This is a genomic window from Cellulomonas xylanilytica (assembly GCF_007989805.1).
In the GTDB taxonomy this organism is placed as follows: Bacteria; Actinomycetota; Actinomycetes; order Actinomycetales; family Cellulomonadaceae; genus Cellulomonas; species Cellulomonas xylanilytica.
This window is the reverse complement of sequence record NZ_BJUB01000009.1, coordinates 182,186-199,932: the sequence shown is the minus strand read 5'-3', so window position 1 is coordinate 199,932 and position 17,747 is coordinate 182,186. Positions and strand designations below refer to the sequence as shown.

16 protein-coding genes are annotated in these 17,747 nt (G+C 74.5%); 6 read left to right on the top strand and 10 right to left on the bottom strand.

The window, feature by feature from the left end:
* Position 1: 1 nt before the first annotated feature.
* Positions 2-484: a ribonuclease H family protein gene (locus CXY01_RS15115; protein WP_146928492.1), complete on the bottom strand. Its 483-nt coding sequence runs from the start codon at positions 482-484 to the stop codon at positions 2-4.
* Positions 485-594: 110 nt separating this feature from the next.
* On the opposite strand from CXY01_RS15115, the gene CXY01_RS15110 reads away from it, so the two are divergent.
* Positions 595-1,113, top strand: coding sequence for a hypothetical protein (locus CXY01_RS15110; protein ID WP_146928487.1), 519 nt, complete (start codon positions 595-597; stop codon positions 1,111-1,113).
* Positions 1,114-1,117: 4 nt separating this feature from the next.
* Here the strand turns inward: CXY01_RS15110 and CXY01_RS15105 are convergent, their stop codons facing one another.
* The 8 genes from CXY01_RS15105 to CXY01_RS15070 all read right to left on the bottom strand — a co-directional run bounded on the left by CXY01_RS15105 (position 1,118) and on the right by CXY01_RS15070 (position 9,080).
* Positions 1,118-1,660 (bottom strand): DoxX family protein, encoded by a 543-nt coding sequence (locus tag CXY01_RS15105; protein ID WP_222594562.1) that lies wholly within the window; start codon positions 1,658-1,660, stop codon positions 1,118-1,120.
* A 145-nt stretch (positions 1,661-1,805) separates the two neighbouring features.
* Positions 1,806-2,756 (bottom strand): 5'-3' exonuclease, encoded by a 951-nt coding sequence (locus CXY01_RS15100; protein WP_146928484.1) that lies wholly within the window; start codon positions 2,754-2,756, stop codon positions 1,806-1,808.
* A gap of 164 nt (positions 2,757-2,920) precedes the next feature.
* Positions 2,921-3,169 carry a hypothetical protein gene (locus CXY01_RS15095; protein WP_146928481.1) on the bottom strand — a complete coding sequence of 83 codons (249 nt, stop codon included), beginning with the start codon at positions 3,167-3,169 and terminating at the stop codon, positions 2,921-2,923.
* Positions 3,170-3,415: 246 nt separating this feature from the next.
* Entirely contained in the window at positions 3,416-4,897 is a 1,482-nt protein-coding gene (locus tag CXY01_RS15090) for a hypothetical protein (protein WP_146928478.1), read from the bottom strand.
* A gap of 427 nt (positions 4,898-5,324) precedes the next feature.
* A complete protein-coding gene (locus CXY01_RS15085) occupies positions 5,325-5,951 on the bottom strand; it encodes an RNA polymerase sigma factor (RefSeq protein WP_307724400.1) in 627 nt (208 codons plus the stop codon).
* A gap of 426 nt (positions 5,952-6,377) precedes the next feature.
* Positions 6,378-8,015 (bottom strand): chromosome partitioning protein, encoded by a 1,638-nt coding sequence (locus tag CXY01_RS15080; RefSeq protein WP_146928475.1) that lies wholly within the window; start codon positions 8,013-8,015, stop codon positions 6,378-6,380.
* A 190-nt stretch (positions 8,016-8,205) separates the two neighbouring features.
* On the bottom strand, positions 8,206-8,637 hold the full coding sequence (locus CXY01_RS15075) for an ATP-binding protein (RefSeq protein WP_246125392.1): 432 nt from the start codon (positions 8,635-8,637) through the stop codon (positions 8,206-8,208).
* Positions 8,638-8,717: 80 nt separating this feature from the next.
* Positions 8,718-9,080, bottom strand: a complete 363-nt coding sequence (locus CXY01_RS15070; protein ID WP_146928468.1) for a VOC family protein — start codon at positions 9,078-9,080, stop codon at positions 8,718-8,720.
* A gap of 186 nt (positions 9,081-9,266) precedes the next feature.
* Here CXY01_RS15070 and CXY01_RS15065 point away from each other — a divergent pair, with 186 nt between their 5' ends.
* Genes CXY01_RS15065 through CXY01_RS15050 form a run of 4 tightly spaced genes read left to right on the top strand, consistent with a single transcriptional unit; the run spans position 9,267 to position 14,963 of the window.
* A complete protein-coding gene (locus CXY01_RS15065) occupies positions 9,267-9,551 on the top strand; it encodes a hypothetical protein (RefSeq protein WP_146928464.1) in 285 nt (94 codons plus the stop codon).
* Positions 9,533-12,439: a helix-turn-helix transcriptional regulator gene (locus tag CXY01_RS21325; RefSeq protein ID WP_281285326.1), complete on the top strand. Its 2,907-nt coding sequence runs from the start codon at positions 9,533-9,535 to the stop codon at positions 12,437-12,439. The genes CXY01_RS15065 and CXY01_RS21325 overlap by 19 nt, the downstream gene beginning before the upstream one ends.
* Positions 12,440-12,478: 39 nt before the next feature.
* Positions 12,479-13,546, top strand: coding sequence for a DNA polymerase domain-containing protein (locus CXY01_RS15055; protein ID WP_146928461.1), 1,068 nt, complete (start codon positions 12,479-12,481; stop codon positions 13,544-13,546).
* Complete coding sequence (locus CXY01_RS15050; protein ID WP_146928458.1) at positions 13,530-14,963, top strand: DHA2 family efflux MFS transporter permease subunit; 1,434 nt, start codon at positions 13,530-13,532, stop codon at positions 14,961-14,963. The genes CXY01_RS15055 and CXY01_RS15050 overlap by 17 nt, the downstream gene beginning before the upstream one ends.
* A 4-nt stretch (positions 14,964-14,967) precedes the next feature.
* On the opposite strand, the gene CXY01_RS15045 is transcribed toward CXY01_RS15050, so the two are convergent.
* Positions 14,968-16,023: a M15 family metallopeptidase gene (locus CXY01_RS15045; RefSeq protein ID WP_246125390.1), complete on the bottom strand. Its 1,056-nt coding sequence runs from the start codon at positions 16,021-16,023 to the stop codon at positions 14,968-14,970.
* Between the two features lie 179 nt (positions 16,024-16,202).
* Here CXY01_RS15045 and CXY01_RS15040 point away from each other — a divergent pair, with 179 nt between their 5' ends.
* Positions 16,203-17,699, top strand: a complete 1,497-nt coding sequence (locus tag CXY01_RS15040) for a hypothetical protein (protein WP_146928452.1) — start codon at positions 16,203-16,205, stop codon at positions 17,697-17,699.
* The last annotated feature ends 48 nt before the right edge of the window (positions 17,700-17,747 follow it).

Genomic DNA, 17,747 nt, shown 5'->3' with positions numbered 1-17,747 from the left:
CCTAGAAGAGGACGTCCGGCTCGGGCGCCACCACGGCCGCCGGCACCGGCACGCCGTCGCGGACACCACGCGCGGCGATCCCCGCCAGCTCGTCGGCACGCTCGTTGAACTCGTCGCCCCGGTGGCCGCGCACCCAGACGAACGAGACCGGACCCGGCCGGTCCGCGATGGCGGCCTCGATGGACTGGATCAGCGCGAGGTTCTGCACCGGACCGCCGCCGGCCGTCCGCCAGCCCTTGCGCTTCCAGCCGGCCACCCACTCCGACGAGCACTTGATCGCGTACTGCGAGTCGGCCTGGATCACCAGCGGCTGGTCGCCGGGGTGCGAGCAGATCGCCTCCAGCACCGCCATGAGCTCAGCGACCTGGTTGGTGCCCGACGGGTGGCCGCCGCTCGCGCTGGAGCCGTCGTGGTTGGCCCAGGCCCACCCGATGGCGCCGCCGGGGTTGCGCAGGCAGGAGCCGTCCGTGCTGACCGTGATCACGGGACGTGATTCTGCCCTGCCCCCGACGGCGAGACCGTGCCACTCGCCCGAACGGGGTCATTCGGTACACGACCGCTCACGTCTGCGGCGGGATCGACCGATGTGTCCGCATGACGACGTTCGACGACACGGACCTGTTCTCGGAGACGTTCCACGACTTCCGCTCCGTGGGGACCGCGCGTCGTCGTCCGGCGCTGGTGACCCCGGTCGTCCTCGTCGCGGCCGCGTTGCTCGTGGCCGCCGGCTTCGTGTTCGCGCGCGGCGGCTCGCTGCTCGCCGACACCCCGGTCGACGCGTCGATGCTGCTGCCCCAGTTCGCCGCGCAGCAGACGTCGCAGGACCGGTTGACGTCGGACGAGCTGGGCGACCTGCGGGTGGACCGGCAGACCACCCGGTTCCTCACCGAGACGTCCACCGGGCGGCACTACGCCGCCGTCGGCTCCGCCGGCTCCCTCTGCGTCGTCACGGTGCAGCCCGGCGAGCTGTCGGCACTCACCTGTGCGCCGCCCACGCCGACGGCCCGGGTCGCGGTGGACGACACCCTGCTCGTCGTCGCGTCGTCGGGACCCGCCCCGGCCGCCGCGAGCGGCTGGCGCGAGGCGGGCCCCGACGTCTTCGTGAACGACTGACGGGTCACTCGGGCAGGCGCAGCCGCGCACCGAGGGCAGCGGCACCGACGACGGCGGCCGCGCAGGCGAGGACGACGTCCTTGAGCACGTACTGACCCGTCAGGGTCGGCCCGCCGGCCGGGAACAGCTCGCCGAAGAACAGCACGACCGGCGACATGATGCCGACCAGCGCCCCGGCCAGGACTACCAGGCCCGTCCGCAGGAACAGGCCCGTGACCAGGGTCAGCCCGATGACCGTCTCCAGGACGGCCGTCAGCAGCAGGGCGGCCGTGGGTCCGACGAGCCCGAACGTCAGCGTGCCGATGGTCCGCTCGGCCAGCTCCGCCGCCGGGCTCATGCCCGGGAAGAACTTGAGGACGCCGAACCCGAGGAACACCAGGCCGAGGCTGATCCGCAGGGCGGTGATCGAGTAGCGGGCGAGGACCGTCGCCAGCCCGGCCATCGCGGCGTCGACGACCGAGCGGGTGGGCGCGGCGTCGGGCTCGAACGTGTTGTCAGGGCTGGGCGCGTGCCGGGCGGGGGTGCGCAGGGTGGGGGCCGAGGCCATGGTGGTGCCTTTCCGGTCAGCACCCGACGGGGTGCGGTGCCGGTGTCGTCCCCGGCTGGACGCGGCTACCGGCCGGTAACCACGTCAGACCAGGAGGAGAGGCCCCGATGTCTGATACGCCCGGTTTTGGGCATTCACCCGCGGCCTACCCGAGCGCGAGGGCGTCCACCACGCGCTTGACGCTCGACGACAGGCCCCACTTCTCGGCCAGCGCGACGAGCCCGTCGGCGTCCGCGACGACCGTCGGCAGACGGTCGTCGATCGTGCCCACCGGCGCGTCGGGCGCCACCCGGACCACCGCCGGAGCGACCTGCAGGTAGTCCGCCGCCTCCACCAGACGCTTCCGCTGCGTCGCCGTCAGACCCGCGTCGCCGGCGTCCCGCGCGGCCAGGATCCCGACCAGCGAGCCGTAGCGGTGGATCAGCTGCGCGGCCGTCTTCTCCCCGATCCCCGGCACCCCGGGCAGCCCGTCGCTCGGGTCCCCGCGCAGCGCCGCCATGTCCGCGTACGCCGGGCCCGACGGCACCCCGTACTTCTCCTTCAGCACCGCCTGGTCGACCGTCATCAGGTCCCGGATGCCCCGGACCGTGTAGAGCACCCGCACCGGGACCGTGTCGTCGACCAGCTGGAACAGGTCCCGGTCCCCCGTGATCACCTCGACCACGGCCGGGTCCGACTTCGCCACCTCGCGCGCGACCAGCGTGCCGATGACGTCGTCCGCCTCGTAGCCGGGCACGCCGACCCGCGCGATGCCGAGCAGCGCCAGCGCCTCCGCGATGATCGGCACCTGCGGCGCCAGGGTGTCCGGGACCTCCTCCGCGCCCGTCGTGCCGGGCACCTCCGCCGCCACGCGGTGCGCCTTGTACGACGGGATCGCGTCCACCCGGAACTGCGGGCGCCAGTCGTCGTCCCAGCACATCACCAGCCGCGTCGGCCGGTGGGCCGTGACCAGCGTGGCGATCATGTCGAGCAGCCCCCGCACCGCGTTGACCGGCGTCCCGTCCGGCGCCTTCACCGACTCGGGCACCCCAAAGTACGCGCGGAAGTACAACGACGCGGTGTCTAGCAGCAGGAGCTTCTCGGTGCGTTCGGCCATGGCCGAGAGTCTGTCAGCCCCGGACCCGCCGGGTCGCTGACGTCGTGGCATGACTTGCCCGCGTGCTTGGTGGCCGGCAGACCCGAACGTCCGTCGAGTGTGCGGGCTCTCGCATGAGGAATCGGGGTGGGCCGGTGTCCAGCAGGATCAGCTTCTGTGCCACCTCAACGTCCTCCGAAGGGATCGGTGACCCAGGCTTCGCCTTGTGAGGCAGCCTGGTCGGCAGCGGCGATCCAGTCGTAGGAGTCGGTCGTGTGGACCTTCCCTCGAGAGACGAGGACCGGTGACGGCGTCGTCGTCGTGCCGTTGAAGATCTCGTGGCTTCCCTCTGCGATGACGATCTCGTAGGCCGGACGAGTCTGGAAGAACGGCCAAGAGCGCCGTTGACCGACGCGGCGCATCCGGATCAGCACCGAGACGCTCCGGCACGGAAGTACAGCGACGAGGTGTCGAGCAGGAGCAGCTTGTCTGCACGTTCGACCATGAGCGCGAGTCTGTCAGCAACCACCGACCCGAGGTGCCGATCGAGAACGCCATGAGTCGCGGATTGCGTCTCCAGAACACGACTCAGGGTGTTCTCGCCGGTGAGATGGCCATGGGGTGCTCGAGGCCGGTCGACGTCCCTCCGACGTCGACCGGCCCTCGTGCTCGTCCCGGGCTCAGCGCACCGGGGCGAAGTCCAGCTGGTCGTCGACCACCGCGATCACGCTCCACGTGACGCCGTCCGCGTCGGCGAGCTCGTACGTCGGCACCAGCACCGACGCACCCGTCGGCAACGTGGTCAGCGCGACCCCGAGGCGGGCCGAGACCAGCGTGACGTCCTGCACCGGCCACGCCAGCGGGCTGCCCGCCGCCGGCGTCGCGGGAACCGTCGGCTCCGCGGTGACCGGGTCCTCGGCGCGCATGCCCTCGGCCGCCAGCGGCATCACACCGCCGCCGCCCGACGCACCGAACCGCGGGTCGCCGAGCCGGGCCACGGCCTCCGTGGGGCTGACCGTGTCGTAGGTGCCCAGCTCGACCAGCGGCGCCAGCGGCACGTACAGCGACTGGACACCGTCGGCCACCAGCGTGACGTTCGCGGTGACGCCCGTCTGCTGGTCGTCGAGCACCTGGCTGGCCGAGACGTTGGTGACCTGGGCGCTGCTCGGATCCGTCGAGGCCGTGAACTGGTAGGTCGCGGGGTCGACGCCGACGGATGACAGCACGTCCTTCGCCTGTGCGACCGCCGCGTCACCCGTCGGCGCGTTCTCCGAGGTCGTGCACTCCGGGCCCTCGACGACTCCCGGTTCGGGGACCGCGACGTCGCCCTCGGTGCCACCGTCCGCCGGCTGCTCGATGGAGTCCGGCGCCGACCGCACGCAGTTCCACGGGTCCCGCGTCGGGTCGTAGTAGGACAGGCTCGCCATGCCGTCCGCGGACAGTGACACCGACGCACCGGAGCCGTCGTTCGGGCCGACCGACCACGTGCCGTACTCGAGCCGCGGCTGCCCGGACACCCCGAGCGCCGCAGCCGCCGCCGCGACCGTCGCCTCGGAGAACGTGCCCTCCGCGTCGAACCCCCAGGCCTCGCCGGACGCACCCTCGCTCGACAGCCCGCTCGCCGTGAACACCGTGCGCCCACCCCACCACGGGTACATCGCCTTGGAGTCCGCGGCGACGCCGCCCATGCTCGCGACCGCACTGTCGGTCAGCGGAGCCTGCTCCGGCGCCGCCACATCGCGCGCACCCCCGCCCTCCAGCGTGATCGGCGGAGCCGCCGTCACCGTCTCCGGAGCGCTGTTCAGCCCGAACGCGTAGCTGCCGCCACCGACCACCGCCACGCCCGCGACCACCGCCGCCACCTGGAGCCAGCGCGGCGCCCGGCGGGCTCGGCGAGCTGCCAGCTCGTCACCCGGTGCCGTCACGGCCACTCCCGACCGGTCCGACACCGCCGCGTACAGCGCCGGCACGTTCGGCTCCGCACCTGCCGCCGGGTCCGCCGCCTGCAGCCGCGCGAACGCCACGTCGTCGGCACCGTCGGGTCCGGTGCCGACACCGTCGGGTGCGGCGATCTCGGGTGCGTCGGTCTCGGGTGCGTCGGTCTCGGGTGCGGCGTCCGGCGTGCTGCCGGCTGCCTTCTCGTGCTCGGTGCGGTCGTCCACGGCTCTGCCTCCTGGTTCGGGTTGCCTCTACCCCTCATGTGTCCCGACACACCCGCTGCTTGCACGACCCGCCCAGCTCGTCGGCTGACCGACCGACGCCGAACGTCCGCGACGAACGCGGCACTCGGCGACGAACGCGGCAGTCCTTACTGCCGTCCTCGTCGCGAAGTGCCGCCCTCACGGTCGGTCGACGCTCGCGGCAGGCGTCACGCCTCGAGAGGGACAGCGGCGGCGAGCGCGGCAGACTGCGACGAGCGCGGCAGTCTGCGACGAGCGCGGCAGTCCGCGACGAACGCGGCAGTCCGCGACGAACGCGGCAGTCCGCGACGAACGCGGCAGTCCGCGACGAGCGCGGCAGTTTGAACTGCCGTCCTCGTCGTGAAGTGCCGCTCTCGCGGGCGAGGGCGGCTGGCCGGTGCGGTGGCCGTTAGGCCTCTGCGGTGGCCCAGGCCTCGCGGAGGCGGGACCGGGCGCGGCTCAGGGCTGCGTCCGCGCCGCCGCGGCCGATGCCGAGCACGTGGGCGAGCGCGTCGCCCGACAGGCCCTCCCACGCGTTGAGCAGGAGGATCTCGCGGTCGCGAGGACTGAGGGCGCCGAGCACCTCGCGCACCCGCTCCTCCTGGATCGCACGAACCGCCGGGTCGTCCGAGTCGGCCTCGTCCGGCACGTCCCCGACGGGCACCGGGCGCCCCTTGCGACGGTGGTTGGCGACGACGAATCCCGCGGTCCGGTACAGCCACGGCAGCTCGGCGCCGTCCGGCACGTCCGCGCGACGGCGCCACGCGACCGTGAGCACGTCGGCCGCAAGGTCCTCCGCCTCGTCGCGACCTGCGCGCCGGACGACGAACCGGTGCACCGCGGTGGCGTGCTGCCGGACGAGCGCCTCGAACCACGCCTCGTCGTGCAGGGCGCCGGCGGGCCCCTCAGGCGTGCTGCCGTCCGCGTCGTCGGCCATGCCGTCCACTGTGCCGGAGACCGCGCCGGCTGCCCGCAGCGACGTGCCGTCCGGCAGGGGGACGGTCGCGCTGTCGGGCGTGCTCGGTGTCAGCGGCACGGTGCTCCTCTGCTCGTGGTCGGACGGACTCTCTCACCTGCTCTCTGTCGTGAGCGGAGCCGATCTTGCACGTGCGCGAGAAAGAATCGAGATCCCGCCGACGAGCACCCGACGATCCGCCTGACGGCAGCACCCGCGTCCGGTCGCACCGGGACGAGCGGAACCATCGGTGACGCGCTGTCGACGACCAGCGACGAGGACCCCGACACCCGTGCCGTCACGGGGTCGGACGGCGGCACCCCTGTCCGGTTCGGAGCCGAACGGGCCGAACCCGACACCAGTGACGTTCAAGGGGCGGATGGCGGCACCCACGTCGGGTTCGCACCGTCGGGTTCGCACCCGGACGGGCCGAAGCCGACACCGGTGACGTTCACGGGCGGATGGCGGCCGCCGGGTCGGGTTCGGCCTTGGTACGGCCCGGGCGGGTCAGAGGCCGTCGGCGACGACCGCGGTGACGCGGAGCCAGGCGTCGCGCGTCGTGGTGCTGAGCGCGTCGTAGTCGATGGGTCCGCCGGCGACGAGGGCCTTGTCGTGCGGCACGTCGAGCACGGCCCGGGTGAGCGCCCCGAAGTGGGACCGGAGCCGCTTCTGCAGGTCCTTGTCGACCTTCGGCTCCGGCGCGGACAGCACGGTGACCGCGCGGCGGACGGCCTCGTCGTGCCCGGTGGCACGCAGCGCGTCGAGCGCCCAGGCGGCCGACTGGGCGGTGTCCTCGCGGACCGTGGAGACGACGACGATCTGGTCGGCGGCGGAGACGGCGGCCTGCCAGTTCGAGGCCCGCATGTTGTTGCCCGTGTCGATGACGAGGACCCGGTAGAACCGGGAGAGCACCTGGTGCAGCGACGTGAAGGAGTCCGCGTCGACGGAGGACGCCGACGCGGAGTTCTCGTCGGACGCGAGGACGTCGAACTGCTCGCTGGGCTGCGTCCGCACGAACCCGTCGAGGTCGCCGATGCGGACGGTGCCCGCGGAGCCGAGCGCCGGCAGGGCGTTCAGGAGGTCGACGGCCGTGCGGGTGTGGTCGGCGTGCGAGGAGCGCCACCCGAGGGTCCCGCGCGTCTCGTTGTTGTCCCACGCAAGCGTGTACCCACCGCGCTGGAGGCCGAACGTCGCCGCCAGCAGCATAGTCGCGGTCGTCTTGTGGGCCCCACCCTTGGGGTTGATGATCACGATCGTCTTGGGGCCGTCCAGCGTCCGGCGCACGGAGGCCGCCGCGATCCGTCGGCGACGCTCGTCACGACCCGGCCCCGGGGAGACCGCACCGAACGTGAGCCTACGGATGCCCGCCTGCCACCCGTGCTCGGCCGGTCCGCCGGACGCCGCCGGGTGGCGTGCGGCGAGGAGGTCGTCGAGCGTCGGGAGCGGCTGCGACGGTCCGGACGGAGCCGCCCCGGGGGGTCCGCCCGGGGTCTCGGTGTCCGGCGCGACCGCTGAGGCGTTCTCCTGCGGCCGGCCGGTGGTCGCACGCGTCGCGGATGGTCCGCGGGTCGCGGCGGGCGTCGAGCCGCTCGCAGGACCCGACGACGTGCCCGTGACCGGTGCGGTCGCGGACGGCGACGGCGAGGCCGGGCCCGGGTCGGCGGCGGCCGGCGACGGAGGCGCGGTCAGGGAGCCTGTGGCCGGCGGCGTCGGGCGGTCGGTGCTCGGCGTGCCGGATGCGGCGCGGGCCGCGCTCGCCCCGGGCTTGGCGTCGGCGTCGGGCGTCCCGACGACCGGCTCCACGTCCGGCGCCGCGTCTCCCGGGGCGCCGTCCGCCGGCTGGTCGTCCAGCGGGCCGGGTGCCTCGTCGACGAGGCCGTCCGGGTGGATCAGGAGCGACCAGACCCCGTCGGGGTCGCGCACCTCGACCGGCACCGGCTGACCGACGGTTCCCGCCAGCTCCGCGATCCGGGTGGTGATGGCCGCCCCCGCCTCGGCGAGGTTCGCCATCCGTACGCGCTCGATGACGCCGTCGATCGAGATCTCGCCGGTGCCGTCGTCGCGCACCTCGGCGCGGATGTCGGGCAGTCGGGTCGTCGTCGTCGACGTGCTCGTGCCGTCGCTGCCGTCCCCATGGTCACTCATGGTGTCGTTGCCCCTCGCTCCGCGGTCGTCCGCCCCCGAAACTACGCCGCACCGGCTCCGCGTGCATGGCGGAACCGCAGGCCAGGGCAGTACGCACCGCCGCGGGAGCGGCTCTGAGCAGGGACCGACGGCCACGTGGGGGCGTCGCGCGCCTCCGGACGACTCGGGCGTGTCGACGGTCCCGAGGGCGTCACTCGTCGGCGCGGATCTCGAACCACACCGTCTTGCCGTCCGGGTGGACCTGCGTGCCCCAGTCCGAGGAGAGCGCCTCGACGAGCGCCAGCCCGCGCCCGCTGGGGGCCGTCGGCTCGGGGTGCCCGACCGTCGGTGTGCCGCCTCCGGTGTCGCGGACCCCGACGCGCACGAGGTCGCCGTCGATCCGCACCTGCACGCGCACCGTCCCGGTGTGGGGACCGTGCACGACGGCGTTGGACACCAGCTCGCCCGTGAGGAGCTCGACCACCTGGTTCGACGCCCCGCCGACCCCGGCACCGGCGATGGTCTGCATCACCCAGTGGCGCGCGGCGCGGGGCGCGGAACGCTCGGCGTCCACGACGAGCTCGACGTCGACGACCTGCGCGTCGCGTCGACGCGCACTCTTCGCACTCCGGAGATCTCGCACATCGCCCACCCGCCCAGCCTGCCCGACCTGGTCCGTTCCCGCTTGGGGGGACCGCGGACGCGTCCGGGTGAACGGGGGCGTCAGGTGAGCTCGACGAGACCGACGAGGTTGTCCTCGGAGTCGCGGACGAACGCGTGACGCTCGTCCGTCCCGGCGGGACCGAGCGTGCCGTCCTCGTGGCGGAAGATCACGTGCGGCTCCGACTCCACGACGACGCCCCGACCGCGCAGCCGCTCGACCGTCGCCGCGAGGTCGTCGACCCGCAGGTAGAGCAGCGCGGACGGTGCCCCGACCTCCAGCAGCAGCCGGACGCCGTCGAGGTCGAAGAACAGCAGGCCCGGCGGGTCGAACCGCGCGGTCGGCGGGCGGCCGAGGAGGTCCTCGTAGAACGCGGCCGCGCGATCGAGGTCCTGCGCACGCTGGGCGACCTGCACGAGTCCCATGCCCCCATCGTGCACCCCCGTCCCTGAGGTACCTCAGACCACCTCAGACCCACCTCAGACGCGCCTCAGCCCGACCGGTCGTCCAGGACCCGTCGACCGCCCGATCCGCGGACCACCCCCTCACGACGAGAGTCGTCCTCGTCAACGAGAGCCGGGCAGACCGTCCGGCGGACTGAGGAGGACACCATGGCTGACTTCTGGGGACCTGGCCTCGACGCCGAGCTCGCCTACCGTCACGAGCGCCTGTTCACGGCGCTGCGCCACGCCCCGTACGGGGACACGCGCGACCCGCGCGGCGGGGAGCACGACGACCTGCTCGAGGCGACCACGCACGAGCCCGGCTCGGCGCACGCCGTCGCGGCGACCACGGCGGCGTCCTCGGCACCCGCGGAACGGCCCGCCCGAGAGCGGGTGAGTGCGGCGCGTGGGTGGCTGCTGCGAGGATCGGAGACATGGCACGCGGCTCGATGAGCACACCCTTCGTCGCCCGTGCGCAGCAGGTCGACCAGCTCACGCTGGCTCTGCAGCGTGCGGGCGCCGGCGAGCCCACGACGGTGCTGATCGGCGCCGACGCGGGGGTCGGCAAGACCCGCCTGCTGCGGCACGTCGCCGAGCTGGCGGACGCGACCGGAGCCCGGGTCGTCGTCGCGCACTGCGTCGACCTCGGCGAGATCGGCCTGCCGTACCTGCCGTTCGCCGAGGCGCTGTCGCAGCTGTACGCGCTGGACCCCGAGGCGGTCGGCGCGGTCGTGGCCAACCGCCCGGCGCTCGCGCGGCTGCTGCCCGGCCCGACCGGCTCGGGAGGCGCACCGGACGACCAGTCGAGCCGGCTCCAGCTGTTCGACGGGCTGGTCGAGGTGCTCGGTGCGGTCGGCCGTCCGGGGCACCCGCTCCTGCTGGTCCTGGAGGACCTGCACTGGGCCGACGCGTCCAGCCGCGACGTCCTGCGCTTCCTCGTCTCGCGCCTGCGCGACCAGCACCTCCTGGTCGTCGCCAGCTACCGCACGGACGACCTGCACCGGCGCCACCCGTGGAAGCCCGTCGCGACGGAGCTCGGCCGGCACCCGCGGGTCGAGCGGCTGGACCTGTCCCCGTTCACCGACGACGAGCTGCGCGAGTTCACCACCGCCCTGAGCGGGACGCCGCTCACGGAGTCCACGCTGCGCCGGGTCATCGACCGGTCCGAGGGCAACGCGTACTTCGCCGAGGAGCTCCTGGAGGCCGGCGCCGAGGCCGACGAGCTGCCCTGGTCGCTCGCCGACGTGCTGCGGGCCCGCCTCGAGCTGCTCGACCCGTCGGTCCAGCGCCTGGCCCGCATCGCGTCCGCGGCCGGCCGCCGGGTGTCGGAGCCGCTCCTGCGCGCGGCGGTCGCCGCCGACGGGGACCCACAGCTGAACGGCGGGTTCGACTCGGCGCTGCGCGAGGCGGTGACGCACCACGTCCTCGTGGGTGAGGACGAGCTCATCGCGTTCCGGCACGCGCTGCTGGCGGAGGCCGTGTACACGGACCTCCTGCCCGGGGAGCAGTCGTCGCTGCACCGCGCCTACCTGCGCGTGCTGCGGGACGACCCGAACCTCGGCCCGTCGTCGCAGCTGGCCTCGCACGCGCTGCGCGCACCGGACCTGCCGACGGCACTGCGGGCGTCGCTCGACGCGGCCGACCAGGCCCACGAGGTGCTCGCGCCCGCGGAGGAGCTCCGTCACCTGGAGGTCGTCCTGCGGCTGTGGGACGCCGTGCCGGAGGTGACTGCCACGCTCGGGATCGACCACGTCGGCGTGCTCGTCTCCGCGGCGGCGGCGGCGAGCAGCGCGGGCCAGGTCGACCGAGCGGTGCAGCTCGCACGCGCGGCGGTCGAGGAGACCGCGCCCGACGTCCCGCGCCAGGCCGACCTCCGCACGACCCTCGCGCGGTACCTGCTCGGCGTGGAGAGCATCCACGACGCGCTGGAGCAGTCGTCGCGGGCCCTGGCCGACCTGCCCGACACCGCGACCCCGGCCCGGGCGTGGGCCCTGGCGACGTACGCGCGCAGCGCGCTGAACGCCGACCTGGACGACGAGGCGGTGGCGAGCGCGACGCGCGCGGTCGAGCTGGCGCGGCAGGCGGGCGCCGCCGACGCCGAGTCCGACGCGCTGACCACGCTCGCGGTGCTCGTCGTGGACGACGAGGCCCGGGCGGCCGAGCTGCTGCGCAGCGCCCTCGCCCGTGCGCGGGAGGCGTGCGACTACGCCACCGAGCTGCGCACCATGTACAACCTGGCGAGCAACCGGTACTACGCGGGTGACCTGCCGGGCGCCACGCGGGTGACGGCCGACGGCGTGGAGCGCGCCCGGTCGCTCGGCATGACGTGGAGCGTCTACGGCGTCGAGCTGCACATGTTCACGCACCTCATCCGGTACGTCTCGGGCGACCTGACGCCGGCGACGATCGGCGCGGTGCCGGACGAGCTGGCCGACACGCTGATCGCCGTGAACCTGTACGCCGCCGCGGCCCGCGGGGACAGCGACGCCACGGAGCGCGGGTACGCCCTGGAGCCCCGGTGGTCGCGCGACGGGCTGATCGCGCTGATCGCCGGCGGCTGCACCATCGACGCCCACACGTGGCGCGGCGAGCTGGACGAGGCCATCGCGCTCGCGCTGCGGCTGCTCGAGCACCTGTGGCGCGCGTGGTCGGACTACTTCCTGGGTGGCATCTGGCTGGTCGCGCTCGCCCTGAGCGCCCTGGCCGACGCGGCCGCGCAGGAGCGGCTGCTCGGACGGGACGTGTCCGAGCGCGTCGCGCTGGGCGACCGGCTGCTGGAGCGGGCACGGACGACGGCCGAGCGCGGTCGTCCTCGCGGCGGACGGCTGGGCCCGGAGGGGCGTGCGTGGCTGGCACGCGCGCACGCCGAGCACTCGCGGCTCACCGGGCTCAGCGACGTGGTCCTGTGGCGGGAGACGGTCGCGGAGTTCGACTTCGGGTACCGCTACGAGGTGGCGCGTAGCCGGTTCCGGCTCGCCGAGGCGCTGCTGGAGTCCGGGGACCGCGACGGCGCGCGCGACGAGGCGGGGCTTGCCCTCGCGGACGCGGACGCGATGGGCGCCGTCCCGCTGGCCACCGCGGTCCGGGGCCTGGCACGTCGGGGGCGGCTGGACCTGCCGGGCGTACGGGTGGGTGGCGTCGACGTGCTGACCGCCCGCGAGGCCGAGGTGCTGGCGCTCGTCGCGCAGGGGCTGTCCAACCGGCAGATCGGCGAGAAGCTCTTCATCTCCGCCAAGACCGTCTCGGTGCACATCTCCAACCTGCTGGCCAAGCTCGGCGTCTCGGGGCGCGCGGAAGCCGTGTCGGTCGCCCACCAGCGAGGACTGATCGGTGCCGGTTGACCTGGGCATGCACGCCGACGTGCCCCTAGGTTGAAGGGCATGTCCCCGTCGAAGCCCCCCGCGGTCGAGCTCGAGGTGCGCGGCCGGACGGTCCGCGTCAGCAGCCCGGACAAGATCTACTTCCCGGAGCGCGGGCTGACCAAGCTGGACGTCGTCCAGTACTTCGTGTCGGTCGGCGACGGCATCCTCGGCGCGCTGCTGGACCGCCCGACCACCCTGGAACGCTGGCCCAAGGGCGTGTTCGAGGGCGCCAGGCTGTCGACGCGGATGGACTCGACGGGAGACGCGTTCTACCAGAAGCGTGTCCCGCAGGGTGCGCCGGAGTACGTGCAGACCGCCCGGATCTCGTTCCCCAGCGGCCGGACGGCCGACGAGGTGGCGCCCAGCGAGCTGGCCGTCGTCGCGTGGGCAGCCAACCTGGGCACGCTGACGTTCCACCCGTGGCCGGTGCTCGGGGACGACGTGGACTCCCCCGACCAGCTGCGCATCGACCTCGACCCTCAGCCGGGTACCGACTTCGACGACGCCGCCCGCGTCGCACCGCACGTGCGCGAGCTGCTGTCCGAGCACGGCCTGGAGGGCACCCCGAAGACGTCCGGCGGCCGGGGCATCCACGTCTTCGTGCCCATCGAGCCGCGCTGGTCCTTCGTCGAGGCCCGCCGGGCCACCATCGCGTTCGGCCGGGAGCTGGAGCGACGGCTGCCCGACGACGTGACCATGAAGTGGTGGAAGGAGGAGCGCGGCCAGAAGATCTTCATCGACTACAACCAGATGGCCCGCGACCGCACCATCGCGTCGGCCTACTCCATCCGCAGCAACCCGCGCGCCACCGTCTCCGCGCCGCTGCGCTGGGACGAGGTGGCCGACGTCCACCCGAACGACTTCGACGTGACGACGATGCCGGCCCGGTTCGCCGAGGTCGGGGACCTGTTCGCCGCGCTCGTCGGCCACGCGGAGCCCCGCGGCTCCATCGAGTCGCTCCTGGAGCTCGCCGAGCGCCAGGAGCTGGAGGGCGAGAGCGACCTGCCGTACCCGCCGGAGTACCCCAAGATGCCCGGAGAGCCGAAGCGCGTGCAGCCGAGCAAGGACCGTGACCGCCCCCGCTGAGCCTGCGGGCGCCATCGTCTACGCCTCCGCCCGGGGGCGCTGGATCCTGTTCGCCACGGTGCTCGGGTCCGCGATCGCGTTCATCGACGCCACCGTGGTCACGATCGCGCTGCCGACGATCGCCGAGGACCTCGACGCCAGCACCGCGGACCTGCAGTGGACCGTCAACGCCTACGCCTTGACTCTCGCGGCGTTCCTGCTGCTGGGCGGCTCGCTCGGGGACCGCTTCGGGCGGCGCAGGGTGTTCCTCGTCGGGGTCGTCTGGTTCGCGGTCGCGTCGCTGCTGTGTGCGGTCGCGCCGACGATCGGGGTGCTCAACGCGGCGCGGGCGTTCCAGGGCGTCGGAGGTGCACTGCTGACGCCGGGGTCGCTGGCGATCATCCAGGCGACCTTCAGCGGCACCGACCGCGGGCGCGCGATCGGTGCCTGGTCGGGGCTCGGGGGCATCGCCGGCGCGGTCGCGCCGTTCCTCGGCGGCTGGATCGTCGAGGTGACCACCTGGCGCTGGATCTTCGGCATCAACCTGCCGCTCGCCGCGGTCGTCGTGTGGGTCGCGGTGCGGCACGTGCCGGAGAGCGCGGACCCGACAGCGGTCAAGAAGCTGGACGTCGCGGGGACGGTCCTGGGTGCACTCGGCCTGGCCGGTCTGACGTACGGGTTCACCATCTGGACCGAGCGCGGCACCCCGGACGCCCTCGTCCTGGGCACCCTGGCGTTCGGCGTCCTGGCGATGGTCGCGTTCGTCATCGCCGAGTCCCGCGCCGCCGCGCCCCTGCTGCCGCCCAAGCTGTTCCGCTGGCGGCCGTTCGCGGGCACCAACGCGGCCACGCTGCTCATCTACGCCGCACTGTCAGGGCTGTTCTTCTTCCTCGTCGTGACGCTGCAGGTGGTCGCCGGCTACTCCCCGCTCGCCGCCGGCCTGGCGCCGCTGCCGGTCACCGTGCTCATGCTTCTGCTCTCCCCGCGGGCCGGAGCGTTGAGCACCCTCATGGGCCCCAAGATCCCGATGACGGTCGGCCCGCTGGTGTGCGCGGTCGGTGCGGTGATGCTCGCCGGGATCGGCCCGGAGTCGCCCTACCTGACGCACGTCCTGCCGGGGATCGTCGTGTTCGGGCTGGGGTTGTCGGCGACCGTCGCCCCGCTCACGACGACCGCGCTCGCCGCCGCCCCCGACCACCTGGCCGGGGTGGCCAGCGGGGTCAACAACGCCGTCGCGCGCGTGGCAGGCCTCCTGGCCATCGCCGTGCTGCCGCTCGTCGCCGGCGTCGGGTCGACCCTCACCGACCCCGCGTCCCTCGAGCCGGCCAATCGCGTCGCGATGTTCGTGTGCGCGGGGCTGCTCGCCGGTGGCGCCGTGATCTCGCTGCTGACCGTCCCGTCGAGCGCCGACGCGGTGCGGCCCGTGGACGTGCGCTGACGGCTCAGCCGCGGAACTCGAAGTGCCAGTACTCCGGGTTCGAGCCGTTCTTCCCTGCCCACGACGGCGACACCCACCCGTACGCGGGACCGTTCGACACCAGCCAGTCGCGTTGCGGGGTGTCCCAGCCGTACTCGCAGGGGAGCTCGGGCACGTCGAGGGCCAGTCCGGTGCCGTGCGACGACGTGCCCGGCTTGGCGGCGACCGAACCGAGCGCCTCCCGCATCGCCACCTGGGTGTCGTAGTCGCGGTAGGTCAGGTCCAGGTCCAGGTCGTGCCCGAACTGACCACGGAACGCGTCGTTGAGGCGCTCCAGCGCGGCCGCCGCGGCGTTGGTCAGGAAGTACGGCGTGCCACGGGGGTCGACGTCCCACGAGATCGCGCTGAGCGACTCCGGGGGAAGCCGGCCGTTCGAGCCGTCGCCCCCGGCCGTCGCGGGCGAGGTGTAGAACGGCGGGCCGGTGTAGGTGGTGTCGCACGACGGCGCGCTGCCGCCGGCAGCAGGGCGCGGTGCCGGTCTCGACGGCGCCGGTGTGACCGCCCGTGCTGCCGCGGACGCCGCCTCGGCCTGCAGCCACGCCTCGTGCGCGGCGACGACCGCGGAGTCGGCTGCCACGAGGGCGGCCGTGACCGCCCGGAGCGCCGTCGCGCTGCGGGCGCCCGTCGTCCCGGCAACGGCTGACGGGTCTGACGCGGTGGCCGGGTCGGTGGCGGCGGGGTCGGTGGCGGCGAGCGTGACGTCGACGTCGGCCAGGATCGCGGCCAGAGCCTGCCGGACGGCGTCGTCGGCGACCGCGTCCTGGGTAGTCGCGAGCGTGGCGCGTGCGTGCTCCGCGGCGACGACGAGCGCCGAGCGGGCGTCGGCCCGGACGGTCGCGGCGTGCACCGCGGCGACGTCGGCGGCCTGCGCCTGGAGGGCCTCGACGTCGCGGACCTGCGCCTCGACGGCGTCGGCCGCGCGGGCTCGCGTCGCGGCCTGCTCGGCGGCCGCACGCTCCTCGCGCTCCGTCCACGCCCACGCACCACCCGCACCGCCGACCACGAGGACGGCGGCGACCACGGCGACGATGCTGCGTGGCGGTCGGCGGATGGCGCTCCTCCGGTACGTGCGACGGGTCGGATCCGCCAGCAAGGCTAACCGGCGCCCCGCGACCCCGCCGGGAGCAGCCGGCCACCGCCATCCGGTGGAACCGGGCGGGGCACCCTCAAGACGAGCTCGCCGCGGGCCGATCCGCACGCATGACCGATCTGCGCCCGACGCTGTCCCTTCCCGCGTCCGGCGCCCACGGCAGCACACCTCCCGGGGTCCGGAACCTGACCGCCGACGAGCTGGGTCACCTCGACCGCGCCCGCACCTACCTGCGCGGCAGCGGTGCCGACCTGTCCGACGCCCAGGCCGTCGGCGCGCTGCTGCACGCCACCCGGACCCGCTGGGCCGCGGAGCCCGGCGCACCGGTCCCGGAGTCCATGGTCATGGCGCTCGGCGTCGGCGTCGGGGACCTGGTCGTGGCCCGCGTCCCGGGTTCCCGGTGGGCCCTGCGCACCGCCGGCCCGGCGCCGACCCCCGCGGTCGTGTCGCTCTCCGGCGAGGATGCCGCGCTCCCGCTGGCCGACGTCGCGGCGCGCTGGCGCACCGGCTGCACCCCGACGTGGGTCGCCGAGTACGTCGCCGCAGCGGCCGCTCACCTGGCGTCGCCGGCCGGTCACGAGGTCCCGACACCGCGACGCCCGACCCCTCAGGTGCAGGACTCCGAGCCGCGGGAGCCGGCGGCCACGGCGACCAACCCGACCCCCGTCGTCCTGCCCTCCCGGGCGCCCGCCCCTGCGCCGGACGCGGCATCGGCTCCGCTTCCCGCTCGCGGGTCAGCGCCGGCGACCGACGGAGGGCCGAGCGCCCTGCCCGCCCGCGGGTCCGCTCCCGCCACCGAGGGAGGGTCGAGCCCCCTGCCCGTCCGCGGGTCAGCCTCCGCCGCGGGCGACCTGTCGAGCGCCCTCCCCGCTCGGCGGGCCACCGCTGCGCCGGACGGGTCGTCGAGCGCTCTTCCCGCCCGTGCGCCGCAGGCCGGGGAGTCCGCCGCCGCTGCGGGCCTCCCGTCCCGTCCCGCGGCCGGCTCGGGTCCTGCCGGGTACTTCGCCACCGCAGGCGGCGCCTTCCCCACGCCGCACGTCGTCGCACCGGCGCCGGGTGCGCCGAGCCCCGGTCCCGGCCGGCCCGTCCACACGTCGCTGGCGTCGGCGTTCTCCAGGACCCCTGCCGCGGCACCCGCACCCGCACCCGCACCCGTACCTGCACCCGCCCCACCCACGTACCGGACCCCGGCCGAGCTTCCCCAGCCCCCGTCGCCGGCCGCGCAGGACATCGCCCTCGGCGTGCTGGAGCAGGCGCTCGAGGCCGCGCTCGCGTCGGACGGCGTCCCCGCACCGTTCGGGGTCGTCGACGGCAGCCCGACGCACGACCACCAGCCGCGCCGTTTCGACGGCGACCCGGCCCGCGCGCTGCAGGAGGCCCGTGCGTGGGTGCGCGGCACCGGCGGGACACGGGCGGCGGTCGCGTGGTTCGGGCAGCTCTCGGGCGACGAGGGTGCGGCGGTGTTCGTCGAGGCGTCGGACGCGGGCGCTCCGAGCCTCGTCGTCGCGCACCGCTACAGCGCCCTGTCCTACGACGAGGGCCGGACACGACCCGCTCGTGCGGTCGGCGGACCGCTCGTCCTGGACCAGGGCGTGCCGCTGCTCTGACGGCGTGGGACCGTGGGCCGACCAGGACCACCGACCGGAGGGCCAACC

Bases quoted from the DNA above. Each gene is read 5' to 3' on its own strand.
- CXY01_RS15110 (WP_146928487.1), top strand. From the start codon at position 595: ATGACGACGTTCGACGACACGGACCTGTTCTCGGAGACGTTCCACGAC.
- CXY01_RS15105 (WP_222594562.1), bottom strand. From the start codon at position 1,660: ATGGCCTCGGCCCCCACCCTGCGCACCCCCGCCCGGCACGCGCCCAGC.
- CXY01_RS15100 (WP_146928484.1), bottom strand. From the start codon at position 2,756: ATGGCCGAACGCACCGAGAAGCTCCTGCTGCTAGACACCGCGTCGTTG.
- CXY01_RS15080 (WP_146928475.1), bottom strand. From the start codon at position 8,015: ATGAGTGACCATGGGGACGGCAGCGACGGCACGAGCACGTCGACGACG.
- CXY01_RS15070 (WP_146928468.1), bottom strand. From the start codon at position 9,080: ATGGGACTCGTGCAGGTCGCCCAGCGTGCGCAGGACCTCGATCGCGCG.
- CXY01_RS15065 (WP_146928464.1), top strand. From the start codon at position 9,267: ATGGCTGACTTCTGGGGACCTGGCCTCGACGCCGAGCTCGCCTACCGT.
- CXY01_RS21325 (WP_281285326.1), top strand. From the start codon at position 9,533: ATGGCACGCGGCTCGATGAGCACACCCTTCGTCGCCCGTGCGCAGCAG.
- CXY01_RS15055 (WP_146928461.1), top strand. From the start codon at position 12,479: ATGTCCCCGTCGAAGCCCCCCGCGGTCGAGCTCGAGGTGCGCGGCCGG.
- CXY01_RS15040 (WP_146928452.1), top strand. From the start codon at position 16,203: ATGACCGATCTGCGCCCGACGCTGTCCCTTCCCGCGTCCGGCGCCCAC.